This window comes from Pseudomonas sp. GD03842 (assembly GCF_029841165.1).
Taxonomy (GTDB): Bacteria; Pseudomonadota; Gammaproteobacteria; order Pseudomonadales; family Pseudomonadaceae; genus Aquipseudomonas.
Window position 1 is genome coordinate 26,704 of record NZ_JAOCEA010000002.1, and the last position, 14,697, is coordinate 41,400.

At 59.9% G+C, this 14,697-nt stretch carries 13 protein-coding genes; 8 read left to right on the forward strand and 5 right to left on the reverse strand.

Annotated elements, in window-relative coordinates; translation table 11 throughout:
* Positions 1–391: 391 nt before the first annotated feature.
* Entirely contained in the window at positions 392–667 is a 276-nt protein-coding gene (gene cspD, locus N5D61_RS02520; protein WP_279890572.1) for a cold shock domain-containing protein CspD, read from the reverse strand.
* A gap of 216 nt (positions 668–883) precedes the next feature.
* Between cspD and clpS the strand changes: the two genes are divergently transcribed.
* Positions 884–1,246, forward strand: a complete 363-nt coding sequence (gene clpS / locus N5D61_RS02525; protein ID WP_108239270.1) for an ATP-dependent Clp protease adapter ClpS — start codon at positions 884–886, stop codon at positions 1,244–1,246.
* A 29-nt stretch (positions 1,247–1,275) separates the two neighbouring features.
* On the forward strand, positions 1,276–3,546 hold the full coding sequence (gene clpA, locus N5D61_RS02530; protein ID WP_108239269.1) for an ATP-dependent Clp protease ATP-binding subunit ClpA: 2,271 nt from the start codon (positions 1,276–1,278) through the stop codon (positions 3,544–3,546).
* A gap of 215 nt (positions 3,547–3,761) precedes the next feature.
* On the opposite strand, the gene infA is transcribed toward clpA, so the two are convergent.
* The 3 genes from infA to aat all read right to left on the reverse strand — a co-directional run bounded on the left by infA (position 3,762) and on the right by aat (position 5,524).
* Positions 3,762–3,980 (reverse strand): translation initiation factor IF-1, encoded by a 219-nt coding sequence (gene infA / locus N5D61_RS02535; protein ID WP_002553999.1) that lies wholly within the window; start codon positions 3,978–3,980, stop codon positions 3,762–3,764.
* A gap of 101 nt (positions 3,981–4,081) precedes the next feature.
* Entirely contained in the window at positions 4,082–4,789 is a 708-nt protein-coding gene (locus N5D61_RS02540; protein WP_108239268.1) for an arginyltransferase, read from the reverse strand.
* A 45-nt stretch (positions 4,790–4,834) separates the two neighbouring features.
* The gene (gene aat / locus N5D61_RS02545) at positions 4,835–5,524 is read right to left on the reverse strand and encodes a leucyl/phenylalanyl-tRNA--protein transferase (protein ID WP_279890575.1); all 690 of its coding nucleotides are present in this window, start codon (positions 5,522–5,524) and stop codon (positions 4,835–4,837) included.
* A gap of 438 nt (positions 5,525–5,962) precedes the next feature.
* Here aat and N5D61_RS02550 point away from each other — a divergent pair, with 438 nt between their 5' ends.
* From N5D61_RS02550 to cysG, 6 genes are all read left to right on the forward strand, one after another.
* The gene (locus N5D61_RS02550; protein ID WP_108239266.1) at positions 5,963–8,371 is read left to right on the forward strand and encodes a DNA translocase FtsK; all 2,409 of its coding nucleotides are present in this window, start codon (positions 5,963–5,965) and stop codon (positions 8,369–8,371) included.
* Positions 8,372–8,448: 77 nt separating this feature from the next.
* Positions 8,449–9,072, forward strand: coding sequence for an outer membrane lipoprotein chaperone LolA (lolA, locus tag N5D61_RS02555; RefSeq protein ID WP_108239265.1), 624 nt, complete (start codon positions 8,449–8,451; stop codon positions 9,070–9,072).
* A gap of 43 nt (positions 9,073–9,115) precedes the next feature.
* Positions 9,116–10,441: a replication-associated recombination protein A gene (locus N5D61_RS02560; protein ID WP_108239264.1), complete on the forward strand. Its 1,326-nt coding sequence runs from the start codon at positions 9,116–9,118 to the stop codon at positions 10,439–10,441.
* Positions 10,438–10,815, forward strand: coding sequence for a fluoride efflux transporter CrcB (crcB, locus tag N5D61_RS02565; protein WP_108239263.1), 378 nt, complete (start codon positions 10,438–10,440; stop codon positions 10,813–10,815). Before N5D61_RS02560 ends, crcB begins: the two co-directional genes overlap by 4 nt.
* 28 nt (positions 10,816–10,843) lie before the next feature.
* Positions 10,844–12,124 carry a serine--tRNA ligase gene (gene serS / locus N5D61_RS02570; RefSeq protein WP_108239262.1) on the forward strand — a complete coding sequence of 427 codons (1,281 nt, stop codon included), beginning with the start codon at positions 10,844–10,846 and terminating at the stop codon, positions 12,122–12,124.
* The gene (gene cysG, locus N5D61_RS02575) at positions 12,125–13,519 is read left to right on the forward strand and encodes a siroheme synthase CysG (protein WP_279890579.1); all 1,395 of its coding nucleotides are present in this window, start codon (positions 12,125–12,127) and stop codon (positions 13,517–13,519) included.
* A gap of 86 nt (positions 13,520–13,605) precedes the next feature.
* On the opposite strand, the gene N5D61_RS02580 is transcribed toward cysG, so the two are convergent.
* Positions 13,606–14,607, reverse strand: a complete 1,002-nt coding sequence (locus N5D61_RS02580; protein ID WP_279890581.1) for a glutathione S-transferase family protein — start codon at positions 14,605–14,607, stop codon at positions 13,606–13,608.
* Between the last annotated feature and the right edge of the window lie 90 nt (positions 14,608–14,697).

The following is a 14,697-nucleotide window of genomic DNA, read 5'->3' on the forward strand; positions in this document are numbered from 1 at the left end:
CAGATGGTCCGGCCGCCAATGACCCTGTGGTCACCGGCGGCGAGTATACCACCGGTCCCGACCATTCATACGATAGTCGTGTGAACGCTTGACACTCGCGTGGAACCTTTCAGCGCCCCGTCTGGCATTGCGAAATCCGGCCAAAAGTCTACAGCCCCCGCCCCGCGTGGCCTGCGGCAGCCTGTCGCAGGCCGCGACGTGCCGTGATGGGCGATCTGGCCCGCAGTCGATTTTCGACTAAAGGAGCACTCCTTTGCCTTCAGGAGTGTCGCCGGCGAGGGCCATCGGCGGGCATGGAAAAGATCAGCGATGGAATAAAGGACGAAAAAAAGCCGGTCAGCCCTTTCGGGCTTGACCGGCTTCGATCGGTCTCGCGCTTGAACGGTCCGGCTCAGGCGTGATCTTTGCTGTGTTCCTGGTGCATGTCGTGTACAGGGGTGGGTTCTTTGGTCGCGACGACTTGAGTGCTGATATTGACGGCATGCAGGCCCTTCGGCCCCTGGACGATATTGAAACTGACCGGCTGCCCGGCTTTGAGTGTCCTATAACCGTCCATAATGATAGCCGAGTAGTGAGCGAACAGGTCCTCGGACTTGCCGTCTTCAACGATGAAGCCATACCCCTTGGCGTTGTTAAACCACTTGACCTTACCGCTTAGCATAGTCACATCCCTCTGCAAAGGACTCCGATGGGAGTATCATCACCTCTCATCCGCCGGACCTAAAAAATTTTGGTTGACTGCGCGGACCCTTTTTACCCAATGTGGGTTCTATTGTTTGTAACACCGTTTAGCCGTTAGTCAAGCTCATGTGGCAGTCCAATCGATAACGTGCATGATCATGACCAATCTATTTAATTTCGGCCCCAGCGAACCTTCTTTACCATGCATGCAATGAGCAAGATTCGACTAACATTCAATCAGGATGACTCGCAGCCCCACGACGACGAGGCGGCGGGCATCGCGGTGCAGGAAGCCAAGCCGATATTGCAGGTGCCGCCGATGTACAAGGTGGTTTTGTTCAACGACGACTACACCCCGATGGATTTCGTGGTCGAAGTGCTCGAGGTGTTTTTCAACCTGAATCGTGAGCTGGCGACCAAGGTCATGCTGGCCGTCCATACAGAGGGACGGGCAGTGTGCGGATTGTTTACCCGCGACATCGCCGAGACCAAGGCAATGCAGGTCAACCAATACGCCAGGGAAAGCCAGCATCCGCTACTCTGTGAAATCGAGAAGGACGGTTAACGCCGGACACTTGGGTAAGAGGTGAAGCTATGTTAAACCGTGAGCTCGAAGTCACCCTCAATCTGGCTTTCAAGGAGGCCCGCTCCAAACGTCATGAATTCATGACCGTCGAGCACCTTCTGCTGGCCTTATTGGACAATGAGGCTGCCGCCACTGTACTGCGTGCCTGCGGCGCGAACCTCGACAAACTCAAACACGACCTTCAGGAGTTCATCGACTCCACCACGCCGCTGATCCCTGTCCATGATGAGGATCGCGAGACCCAACCTACCCTGGGCTTCCAGCGCGTCCTGCAGCGTGCCGTGTTTCATGTGCAGAGCTCCGGCAAGCGTGAAGTCACTGGCGCAAACGTGCTGGTGGCGATCTTCAGTGAGCAGGAGAGCCAGGCGGTGTTTCTGCTCAAGCAGCAGAGCGTTGCTCGCATCGATGTCGTCAACTATATCGCCCACGGCATCTCCAAGGTGCCCGGGCATGGCGATCACTCTGAAGGTGAACAAGATATGCAGGACGACGAGGGCGGCGAGTCTTCTTCTTCGGGCAATCCTCTGGATGCCTATGCCAGCAACCTGAACGAGCTGGCCCGGCAGGGCCGTATCGATCCTCTTGTCGGTCGCGAGCTGGAAGTCGAGCGTGTCGCTCAAATCCTCGCGCGTCGTCGCAAGAACAACCCGCTACTGGTCGGTGAAGCCGGCGTCGGTAAAACCGCCATCGCCGAGGGGCTCGCCAAGCGCATCGTGGACAATCAGGTCCCCGATCTGCTGGCCAGCAGTGTCGTTTACTCGCTGGACCTTGGCGCGCTGTTGGCTGGCACCAAGTACCGGGGGGATTTCGAGAAGCGCTTCAAAGCGCTGCTCGGGGAATTGAAAAAGCGCCCCCATGCGATCCTGTTCATCGATGAAATCCACACCATCATTGGCGCCGGTGCGGCTTCTGGCGGCGTCATGGACGCGTCCAACCTGCTCAAACCCTTGCTGTCCTCCGGTGATATCCGGTGCATCGGCTCGACCACGTTCCAGGAGTTCCGCGGCATCTTCGAAAAAGACCGTGCATTGGCGCGGCGCTTCCAGAAAGTCGACGTCACCGAGCCTTCCGTCGAGGACACCATCGGCATCCTGCGCGGCCTCAAGGGTCGATTCGAACAGCATCACAATATCGAGTACAGCGATGAGGCGCTGCGCGCCGCCGCTGAGCTGGCTTCGCGCTACATCAACGACCGCCACATGCCGGACAAGGCCATCGATGTCATCGACGAGGCGGGTGCTTTCCAGCGCCTGCAGCCGGCCGATCTGCGCGTGAAGCGGATCGACGTGCCTCAGGTTGAAGACATCGTGGCCAAAATTGCGCGGATTCCTCCAAAACACGTCAACAGTTCCGACAAGGAATTGCTGCGCAACCTGGAGCGCGATCTCAAGCTGACGGTATTTGGTCAGGATGCGGCTATCGATTCACTGTCCACCGCGATCAAACTGTCTCGCGCCGGATTGAAATCGCCTGACAAACCGGTCGGTTCGTTCCTTTTCGCCGGTCCGACCGGCGTCGGGAAGACGGAAGCGGCGCGTCAGTTGGCCAAGGCGTTGGGGATCGAGCTGGTCCGTTTCGACATGTCCGAATACATGGAGCGTCATACCGTATCGCGTCTGATCGGTGCGCCGCCGGGGTATGTCGGCTTCGATCAGGGCGGTCTGTTGACCGAAGCGATCACCAAGCAGCCGCATTGCGTGCTGTTGCTCGACGAAATCGAGAAGGCGCATCCAGAAGTCTTCAATCTGCTGCTGCAGGTCATGGACCATGGGACGCTCACCGACAACAACGGTCGCAAGGCGGACTTCCGCAACGTGATCATTATCATGACCACCAATGCGGGCGCGGAAACCGCGGCACGTGCTTCGATCGGCTTCACCCATCAGGACCACTCGTCCGATGCGATGGAAGTCATCAAGAAGAGCTTCACGCCAGAGTTCCGTAACCGTCTGGACACCATCATTCAATTCGGTCGCCTCAGCCACGAAGTCATCAAGAGCGTGGTGGACAAGTTCCTCACCGAGCTTCAGGCGCAACTGGAAGACAAGCGTGTTCAACTGGAAGTCTCCGACGCAGCGCGCAGTTGGCTGGCGGAGGGCGGCTACGATGCGCAAATGGGTGCTCGCCCGATGGCGCGCCTCATTCAGGACAAGATCAAGCGTCCTCTTGCCGAGGAAATTCTCTTCGGCGAGTTGTCCGAACATGGCGGCGTGGTTCACGTCGACTTCAAGGATGGCGAGATCACGTTCGAGTACGAGACCACGGCGGAATTGGCCTGACGTTTCGCTGCTACAAGGCAAAAAGGCGCCAATCGGCGCCTTTTTTCTTTAACTGCCGTAGGAGCGCGCTTGCCCGCGATTGCGGTGTGTCAGCGACGGAATATTTACCCGATAAACCGCAATCGCGGGCAAGCGCTCCTGCAATGCGTAGCTGCTTACAAATTGTGGACAAACAAAAACGCCCGGCATGTGCCGGGCGTTTTCGTCGTAGCCTGTTAGCGGGCGCGGTAAGTGATGCGTCCTTTGCTCAGGTCATACGGCGTCAATTCAACGCGGACCTTGTCGCCGGTCAGAATACGGATGTAATTCTTGCGCATCTTGCCGGAGATGTGCGCGGTTACGACGTGCCCATTTTCCAACTCCACACGGAACATGGTGTTGGGCAGGGTGTCGACGACAGTGCCTTCCATTTCGAAGCTGTCTTCTTTCGACATGCAGTAAAGCCCTCGGTATCCAATGAATGGCCCGGTGCAAACGGCAGCCGAGCAAAAGCGGGCTGCATTGTGCCCGAAAATGAGTGATCAAGCCAAGGGATTCAGTAAAGAGTGACCCATCTTTGGTTGGTCAGCAGCTCGATGGGCCGATATTGCGTCTTATAGTTCATCTTTTTGCAGTTTTTGATCCAATAACCCAGGTACACCGCGTGCAGCTGCAAGCGAGCGGCTTCGGCTATCTGCCAAAGGATGGCGTACCGTCCCAAACTGCGGCGCTCTTCGGAGGGTTCGTAGAAGGTGTAGACCGCGGACAGGCCATTGGGTAGCAGATCGGTCACCGCTACGGCGAGCAGGCGCCCCTCGGTGCGAAACTCGTAAAACCTTGCGAAGGGCAGGTCGCGCACCAGAAAAGTGGAAAACTGCTCCCGGCTGGGCGGGTACATATCACCATCAGCATGACGCTGCTCGATGTAGCGCTGATAGAGGTCGAAATATTCTTCGCTGAAATGCGGCTTGGCGATGGTGACTTCGATATCGGCGTTGCGCTTGAAGATACGTTTCTGCTGGCGATCGGGCACGAACAGGCCCACCGGAATGCGCGCAGGCACGCAGGCGCTGCAATTCTGGCAGTGCGGGCGATAAAGATGATCGCCACTGCGACGGAACCCCATATCGGAAAGGTCGGCGTAGACCTGAACATCCATCGGCTGGCTGGGATCGAGAAACAGCGTGGTGGCTTGTTCCTCGGGCAGGTAGCTGCAGGAGTGGGGTTGAGTGGCATAAAACTTAAGCCGCGCCAGCTCGGTCATGATCAACCCTCGAGAAAACGTTAGCTAGAGTGTATGCCAGCGGAATCAAACTCGCCTAGGCAACCAGTCGGCAGAGTGTGTGAGATCCAGATGTTTTTTCAGATAATCGGCGAAAAGGCTTCGCGGGATGGAACGGGCGCCCAGGCTTTCCAGATGCCGTGTGGGCATCTGGCAGTCGATCAGGACGAAGCCCCAGCGCTTCAAGTGTTCCACCAGCGTCACAAACCCCACTTTGGAGGCGTTGTCTGCGCGGCTGAACATGGACTCGCCGAAAAACAGTTGCCCCATCGCCAGGCCATACAGCCCTCCCACCAGTTCGCCGTTTTCCCAGACTTCGACACTGTGAGCGAATCCGCGGGCGTGGAGCTCCGTATACGCGGCCTCCATCGCGCCTGTGATCCAAGTGCCATCGGCATAGGCGCGCGGTTGGGCACAGGCGCGAATGACCGCCGAAAAGTCCTGGTCGAACGTCACCTGATAGCGCTGTTGGCGCAAGAGTTTGCCCAGAGTGCGCGAGACATGCAGCTCGTCCGGGAACAGCACGGTTCTGGGGTCTGGTGACCACCAGAGGATCGGTTGACCCTGCTGGTACCAGGGAAAACAGCCATGGCGATAGGCGCGTATCAAGCGGTCCGCCGACAAATCGCCGCCGCCTGCCAGCAAACCGTTGGGTTCGCGCATCGCTTTTTCCAGGGGCGGAAAGTCCAGGGTGTCGCGTTGTAACCAGGTCAGCATGAGGTTCCGGCTCTGCGAGAGGGGAGGGGAGTGTGCCAGAGCGTGCAACTACGCGGCGGGATCGCGGTCACAGGCCGTTGACTGGCACTCGTTGAGCCACTGTAAGGCAGGTTCGACTCATTCACGAGCGTCATGGCCATGGGACAGGTCTGAAATCCGGTAGAAATATGTCATAAGCTGTTGTCGGCAAAGAAAATGCGCACTGTACCGATCCGATGCCATCGATGCTTGAAGATCGGCACCGTCCACGCCAGACTATCGTGGCGTGCAGCGTGCAAATCCGTACAATGCCCGATGGTGTTCAACCTCATTTCAAATGACCTGTCGAGCGTGCGTTCACGCAGAGTGTGTCATGGACCGGTCTGCACTTTTTCGTCGATGCAGTCGTACGTAGTCAACTATCAGATGTTCGCGCCACCGCGCAGGAATTGAAGCGTTTTGAAGAAATCCACCGCAGCACCCAGCCCCGTTCCGCTCTGGCGGCAGCATTTGCACTACCGACTCAAGGAAGGTGCACTGATCGCATTCGGCTTTTTGTGCCTGTACCTGATGATGGCGTTGCTGACGTACGACCAGACGGACCCGGGCTGGAGCCATACCAGCAGCTCGCTGCAGGTGCAGAACGCTGCAGGTCGCGCCGGGGCGTTCGCCGCCGACATCCTGTTCATGGTGCTGGGCTACTTTGCTTACATTTTCCCTATCCTGCTGGGCGTCAAGGCCTACCAGGTGTTTCGTCATCGGCATGAGCCGTGGCAGTGGAGCGGCTGGCTGTTCTCCTGGCGCATGATCGGTCTGGTGTTTCTCATCTTGGCGGGTGCGGCATTGGCGCATCTGCATTTCCATTCCATGTCCGGCCTTCCGGGGTCGGCTGGCGGGGTGCTCGGAGAGGTATTGGGCGACTTGGCCAAGCGGGCGTTGAACGTGCAGGGCAGCACCCTGCTGTTCATCGCGCTGTTCCTGTTCGGGCTGACTGTCTTCACCGATTTGTCGTGGTTCAAGGTCATGGACACCACAGGCAAGATCACACTGGACCTCTTCGAGTTGTTCCAGGGTGCGATCAACCGCTGGTGGGCGGAACGCAATGAGCGCAAGCAGATGGTTGCGCAGCTTCGCGAGGTCGACCAGCGGGTTGACGAGGTCGTGGCACCGGTCGTGCCGGATCGTCGTGAGCAGGCCAAGGCCAAGGAGCGCATCATCGAGCGCGAGCAGGCGCTGAGCGAACACATGAGTGCGCGTGAAAAGCACGTTCCCGCCGTCATCGCGCCGGCGCCTGCCAGGCCTCCAGAGCCCAGCAAACGGGTGCAGAAGGAGAAACAGGTCCCGTTGTTTGTCGACAGCGCGGTGGAAGGCACGTTGCCGCCTATCTCGATCCTCGACCCGGCCGAGAAGAAACAGCTCAATTATTCACCCGAGTCGCTGGCCGCCGTCGGCCATTTGCTGGAAATCAAGCTCAAGGAGTTCGGTGTCGAAGTGTCGGTGGACTCGATCCATCCAGGCCCGGTCATTACGCGCTACGAAATCCAGCCTGCGGCCGGCGTGAAGGTCAGCCGCATTGCCAACCTGGCCAAGGACCTTGCGCGGTCCCTAGCGGTGACCAGCGTCCGCGTGGTCGAAGTCATCCCGGGCAAGACCACCGTCGGTATCGAGATTCCAAACGAAGATCGCCAGATCGTGCGTTTCTCCGAAGTGCTGTCGACCCCGGAGTACGACAACTTCAAATCGCCCGTCACGCTGGCGCTCGGTCACGACATCGGCGGCAAGCCGATCATCACCGACCTGGCCAAGATGCCCCACCTGCTGGTGGCCGGTACGACCGGTTCCGGTAAGTCCGTGGGCGTGAACGCGATGATCCTGTCGATCCTGTTCAAATCGGGCCCGGAAGACGCCAAGCTGATCATGATCGACCCCAAGATGCTCGAGTTGTCCATCTACGAAGGCATCCCGCATTTGCTGTGCCCGGTGGTGACCGACATGAAAGACGCCGCCAATGCCCTGCGCTGGTCGGTGGCCGAGATGGAGCGTCGCTACAAGCTCATGGCCAAGATGGGGGTGCGTAACCTGTCGGGCTTCAACCACAAGATCAAGGAAGCGGAAGAGGCCGGTACGCCGATTCCGGATCCGCTGTACCACCGCGAAAGCATTCACGACGAAGCGCCACTGCTGACCAAGCTGCCGACCATCGTCGTGGTGGTCGACGAATTTGCCGACATGATGATGATCGTGGGCAAGAAGGTCGAAGAGCTGATTGCCCGTATCGCCCAGAAAGCCCGCGCCGCCGGCATCCACCTGATCCTGGCGACCCAGCGCCCGTCCGTCGACGTGATCACGGGCTTGATCAAGGCCAACATCCCGACCCGCATGGCGTTCCAGGTGTCGAGCAAGATCGACTCACGGACCATCATCGATCAGGGCGGCGCCGAGCAATTGCTGGGTCACGGGGACATGCTCTTCATGCCGCCCGGCACCAGCCTGCCGATCCGGGTCCATGGGGCCTTCGTATCGGATGACGAAGTTCACCGCGTCGTCGAGGCGTGGAAGCTGCGGGGTACGCCGCAGTACAACGATGACATCCTCAATGGCGTCGAAGAGGCGGGCAGCGGCTTCGAAGGCGGCGGTGGCGGGGGTGGCGACGGCGATGATGCCGAGACCGATGCGCTGTATGACGAAGCGGTCAATTTCGTGCTTGAAAGCCGTCGCGCCTCGATCTCCGCAGTGCAGCGCAAGCTGAAAATCGGCTACAACCGCGCAGCGCGCATGATCGAAGCCATGGAAATGGCGGGTGTCGTGACCGCCATGAACACCAATGGCTCGCGTGAAGTGATTGCGCCTGCCCCCATGCGTGAATGACACTGCGGGTGTCGCAAGTGACTGAGTGGCGCCTCTAGGGCGCCATTCAGCGTTAATTGAACTCAAAGAGGACTCCCATGCGTCTTATCCGCATGATGTTGGTATCTGCCCTGGCTTTTTCCGCTGCTACCGCCCACGCCGACAGCAAGGACGTGGCGCGTCTGACCCAACTGCTGGAAAACTCGAAAACCTTGAGTGGGCGCTTTTCCCAATTGACCCTCGACGGTGGTGGGACCCAACTGCAGGAAACCTCCGGTGAAATGACCTTGCAGCGTCCGGGCCTGTTTTACTGGCACACCGACGCGCCGCAAGAGCAACTGATGGTTTCCGATGGCAAGAAGGTTTCGTTGTGGGACCCGGATCTGGAGCAGGTGACCATCAAGACCCTCGACCAGCGCCTGACCCAAACGCCTGCCTTGCTGCTGTCGGGCGATGTGTCGAAAATCAGCGAGAGCTTCGACATCACGGCCAAAGAGGCCGGGGGTGTGATCGACTTCGTGCTCAAGCCCAAATCCAAGGACACCCTGTTCGATAACCTGCGTTTGTCCTTCCGTAACGGCATGATCAACGACATGCAATTGATCGACAGCGTCGGACAGCGCACCAATATCCTGTTCACGGGCGTCAAGGCGAACGAACCCGTCCCGGCGAGCAAATTCCAGTTCCAGATCCCGAAAGGCGCTGACGTTATTCAGGAATGAGCGTCTGCAGCGTTTTTAGGAACACAAGGTAAGAGCGTCATTGATGGACCTGTTCAGCAGCGAACCGATTGCTCAGCCCTTGGCCGCCCGTTTGCGGGCGACCAACCTGGATGAGTACGTCGGTCAACAGCACTTGCTCGCCCATGGCAAGCCCTTGCGCGAAGCGCTGGAGCAGGGCGCGCTGCATTCGATGATTTTCTGGGGGCCGCCTGGCGTGGGCAAAACCACGCTGGCGCGGCTGCTGGCGAAAGTCTCTGACGCGCACTTCGAGACTGTTTCGGCGGTGCTGGCAGGGGTCAAGGAAATCCGCCTGGCGGTCGAGGTCGCCAAGCAGCAGGCCGGGCAATACGGTCGCCGGACCATTCTGTTCGTCGATGAAGTGCATCGCTTCAATAAGTCTCAGCAGGATGCGTTTCTGCCTTACGTCGAAGACGGCACACTGATCTTCATCGGTGCCACGACCGAAAACCCCTCCTTCGAATTGAACAACGCGCTGCTTTCCAGAGCGCGGGTCTATGTGCTCAAGAGCCTCGATGAAGCAGCGCTGCGTCGGCTGGTCGACCGCGCCCTGACCGAGGAGCGTGGGCTGGGCAATCGTCACCTGAGGGTCGGCGACGAAGCGTTCGCGACGCTGCTGGCCGCAGCCGACGGTGACGGCAGGCGAATGCTCAACCTGCTGGAGAACGCGGCGGACCTGGCCGAGGACGGCGCGGAAATCGATCCCCAGTTGCTGCACAGCCTGCTGGGCGACAGCCGTCGCCGTTTCGATAAAGGCGGCGAGGCGTTCTACGATCAGATTTCGGCTCTGCACAAGTCCATCCGCGGTTCCAACCCCGACGCGGCGCTTTACTGGTTCGCCCGGATGATCGACGGCGGGTGCGACCCGCTGTACCTGGCGCGGCGGGTGGTGCGCATGGCCAGCGAAGACATCGGTAACGCCGACCCCCGGGCATTGCCGCTGTGCATGTCGGCCTGGGATGTCCAGGAGCGGCTGGGCAGTCCGGAAGGCGAACTGGCCGTGGCGCAAGCCATCGTTTATCTGGCCTGTGCGCCCAAAAGCAATGCGGTCTACACGGCGTTCAAGACGGCCATGCGCGAGGCCGCCGAATTCGGTTCGCTGGAGGTGCCGCTGCACCTGCGCAATGCCCCGACCAAGCTGATGAAACAACTGGGCTACGGCGAAGAGTATCGCTATGCCCATGACGAACCGGACGCCTACGCCGCAGGCGAGGACTATTTTCCCGAATCGCTGGAACCGCGCCAGTATTACCAGCCGGTCCCTCGTGGCCTGGAGCTCAAGATCGGCGAGAAGCTCAAACATCTGGCCGCGCTTGATCGCGCCAGCCCCCGTCAGCGGAGAAAAGAGTGATTCAGTTGATTGTTGCTGTGTCGGTGGGGGGCGTGGCTGGTACATTATTGCGCTTTGCCACGGCCAATGTGGTCGCCGCGAACTGGCCGCGCCATTTCTACACGGCGACGCTGGCCGTCAATCTGGTCGGCTGCCTGCTGATCGGTTTTCTGTACGGGCTCTTTCTGATTCGCCCGGACGTGCCGATTGAGCTGCGCGCGGGCCTGATGGTGGGATTTTTAGGTGGCTTGACGACGTTCTCGTCGTTTTCGCTGGACACGATTCGCCTGCTGGAAAGCGGGCAGGCGCCATTGGCCATCGGTTATGCATTGATCAGCGTCCTGGGCGGGCTGCTGGCGACGTGGGCCGGTCTGTCACTGACGCGAATTTTATAGACCCGAACTCAATACACGAGAGAACGATATGCTCGATTCCAAACTGTTACGTACCCAACTTCAGGACGTAGCGGATCGCCTGGCTTCCCGTGGCTTCACACTGGACGTGGCCCGCATCGAAGCGCTGGAGAATCAGCGCAAGGCAGTGCAGACCCGCACTGAACAGCTCCAGGCCGAGCGTAATGCCCGTTCCAAATCCATCGGCCAGGCCAAGCAGCGCGGTGAAGACATTGCGCCGTTGATGGCGGACATCGACCGCATGGCTGAAGAGCTGACCACTGGTAAAAAGGAACTGGACGCCATCCAGTCCGAGCTGGACGCTATCTTCCTCAGCGTGCCCAACCTGCCGCATGAGTCCGTCCCGGTGGGGGCTGACGAGGAGGAAAACGTCGAAGTGCGTAAGTGGGGCACCCCGGCGGCCTTCGACTTCGACGTCAAGGATCACGTCGCGCTGGGCGAGAAGTTCGGCTGGCTGGATTTCGAAACCGCCGCCAAACTGTCCGGTGCGCGCTTCGCCTTGCTGCGCGGCCCGATCGCCCGACTGCACCGTGCTTTGGCTCAGTTCATGATCACCCTGCACACCAACGAACACGGTTATGAAGAGGCCTACACGCCGTACCTGGTGCAGGCGCCTGCGCTGCAGGGCACTGGTCAGTTACCGAAGTTCGAAGAAGATCTGTTCAAGATCGGTCGTGACGGCGAGGCCGACCTGTACCTGATCCCGACCGCCGAGGTGTCGCTGACCAACATCGTCGCGGGCGAAATCATCGACGCCAAACAGTTGCCGTTGAAATTCGTCGCCCATACCCCGTGCTTCCGCAGTGAAGCGGGTGCGTCGGGGCGTGACACGCGCGGGATGATTCGCCAGCACCAGTTCGATAAAGTCGAAATGGTACAGATCGTCGAACCTGAAAAATCCATGGAAGCTCTGGAAAGCCTGACGCGCAATGCCGAACGCGTGCTGCAGTTGCTGGAGCTGCCGTACCGCGTATTGGCGCTGTGCACCGGCGACATGGGCTTCAGTGCGGTGAAAACCTATGACTTGGAAGTCTGGATTCCGAGCCAGGACAAGTACCGCGAGATTTCCTCGTGCTCCAACTGTGGTGATTTCCAGGCTCGCCGCATGCAGGCGCGCTGGCGCAACCCGGAAACCGGCAAGCCCGAACTGGTCCACACGCTCAACGGTTCGGGGCTGGCGGTCGGCCGGACCCTCGTGGCGGTGCTGGAAAACTACCAGCAGGCCGACGGTTCCATCCGAGTGCCGGACGTCCTCAAGCCTTGGATGGGCGGCATCGAGGTCATCGGCTAAATGGAATTTCTGCCACTGTTCCACAACCTTCGGGGCGCCCGCGTTCTGGTCGTGGGCGGCGGCGAGATTGCCTTGCGCAAGTCTCGCTTGCTGGCCGACGCCGGTGCGGTCCTGCGGGTGGTTGCACCCGAGATCGGAACGGAGCTGCGCGAATTGATCGACAGCAGCGGTGGCGAACAGATTCTGCGGGGTTATCAGAAGGCGGATCTCGACGGCTGTGTGCTGGTGATTGCCGCCACGGATGACGAACCGCTCAACGCCCAGGTTTCCGCCGATGCACGCTCGCGCGGAATGCCGGTCAACGTGGTGGATGCGCCTGCGCTGTGCAGTGTGATCTTCCCCGCGATCGTCGATCGTTCCCCTTTGGTGATCGCCGTCTCCAGTGGTGGGGATGCGCCGGTGCTGGCGCGTCTGATCCGGGCGAAGATGGAAAGCTGGATTCCACCAACCTATGGCCATCTGGCCGGTCTGGCGGCGCGGTTCCGCCATCAAGTGAAAAAGCTTTTCCCGAATGTTCAGCAACGCCGCGCGTTCTGGGAGGACGTTTTTCAGGGGCCGATTGCCGACCGCCAATTGGCGGGGCAGGGAGCGGAAGCCGAGCGTCTGCTGCAGGCCAAGCTCGATGGCGCGCCGCCGCCCGCCACCGGCGAGGTCTACCTTGTCGGTGCGGGGCCGGGCGACCCGGACTTGCTCACCTTCCGGGCCTTGCGTTTGATGCAGCAAGCGGATGTCGTGCTCTATGACCGTTTGGTGGCCCCGGCGATTCTCGAACTGTGCCGCCGCGATGCCGACCGGATCTACGTTGGCAAGAAACGCGCGGATCACGCCGTACCGCAGGACCAGATCAACCTGCAGCTGGTGGAACTGGCCAGGCAGGGTAAGCGTGTTGTGCGGCTCAAAGGGGGCGATCCGTTCATCTTTGGCCGAGGCGGGGAAGAAATCGAGGAGCTGGCGGCGCAGGGTATTCCGTTCCAAGTCGTACCAGGCATCACCGCGGCCATCGGTTGCGCGGCCTACGCCGGGATTCCGCTGACTCACCGCGACTACGCGCAATCCGTTCGGTTCGTGACGGGGCATTTAAAGGACGGCACCAGCGATCTGCCCTGGAAGGACCTTGTGTCACCCGCGCAAACCCTGGTGTTCTACATGGGATTGATTGGGTTGCCCATCATCTGCAGCGAATTGATCCGTCATGGTCGTTCGGCCGACACGCCCGCGGCGCTGATTCAGCAGGGCACCACAACCAATCAACGTGTCTTTACCGGTACGCTGGCCGACCTGCCGCAACTGGTGGCAGAGCATGAAGTGCATGCGCCCACGCTGGTGATCGTCGGCGAAGTCGTGACCTTGCGAGATAAGCTGGCGTGGTTCGAGGGCGCGCAGGGCAGCGTCTGACTGGGAAGTAATTAACGCTTCAATGCCGGACTCACTGTCCCCGAGTGGCCGCTTGCCAGGGCGGCCACAGAGGCGAGGGCGGCAGATCAGGTGGGCTGCCAGATCCCGCGGCCGGGTAAGCGCTCACGGTCATGCGCTACGCTGAAGTCCTGCGCCGGCCCCTTGGGCACGATACCCGTGGGGTTGATGGTGGCATGGCTGGCGTAATAGTGGTGCTTGATGTGCTGGAAATCGACCGTCTCGGCCACGCCGGGCAGTTGGTACATCTCGCGCAGCCAGTGACTCAAGTTCGGGTAATCGGCGATCCGACGCAAGTTGCACTTAAAATGGCCGTGGTACACCGCATCGAAGCGAATCAGCGTAGTGAACAATCGCACGTCCGCCTCGGTGAGGTACTCGCCTGCGAGGTATCGTGTGGTCTGCAAAAGGTCTTCCAGCGCGTCCAGCTCGGCGAACACTTGGTCGAAGGCCTCTTCATAGGCATTTTGCGAGGTCGCGAAGCCCGCGCGGTAGACGCCATTGTTGACCGCCGGATAAATGCGGTCGTTCAGGCGGTTTATCTCTTCGCGCAGCGCCTCTGGGTAAAGGTCCAGCGAATTGCCGGTCAATTCGTCGAACGCGGAGTTGAACATGCGGATGATCTCCGACGACTCGTTGCTGACGATCCGGTTGAGCTTCTTGTCCCAGAGCACTGGCACGGTGACGCGACCGGTATAGTCCGCCGTGTCGGCCAAGTAGCGCTGATACAGGTACGTGTGGCTGTCCAGGGCGTCGCCCGTAGAGCCCAACTGTCGGTCAAAGGTCCAGCCGTGTTCGCGCATCAGCCAACTGACCACCGACACATCGATCAGACTCTCCAGCCCTTTGAGCTCGCGCACGATCAGCGTGCGATGCGCCCAAGGGCAAGCCAGGGAAACATAGAGGTGGTAGCGTCCGGCTTCGGCCTTGAATCCGCCCTCGCCTGAGGGGCCGGGCCGCCCATCGGCGGTCACCCAGTTGCGGCGCTTGGCCTGTTCACGTTGGAACGCCCCGTCTTTGCTGCTTTCATACCACTGGTCATGCCAGCGTCCTTCGATGAGAAGGCCCATGTCTGACTCCAATCACTGAGTACGTTTGTACGTTGGAGATCAGTCTAAAGGCAATCGTTCGAAGAAATAGCGCAAAGAATCGGGGGTAAC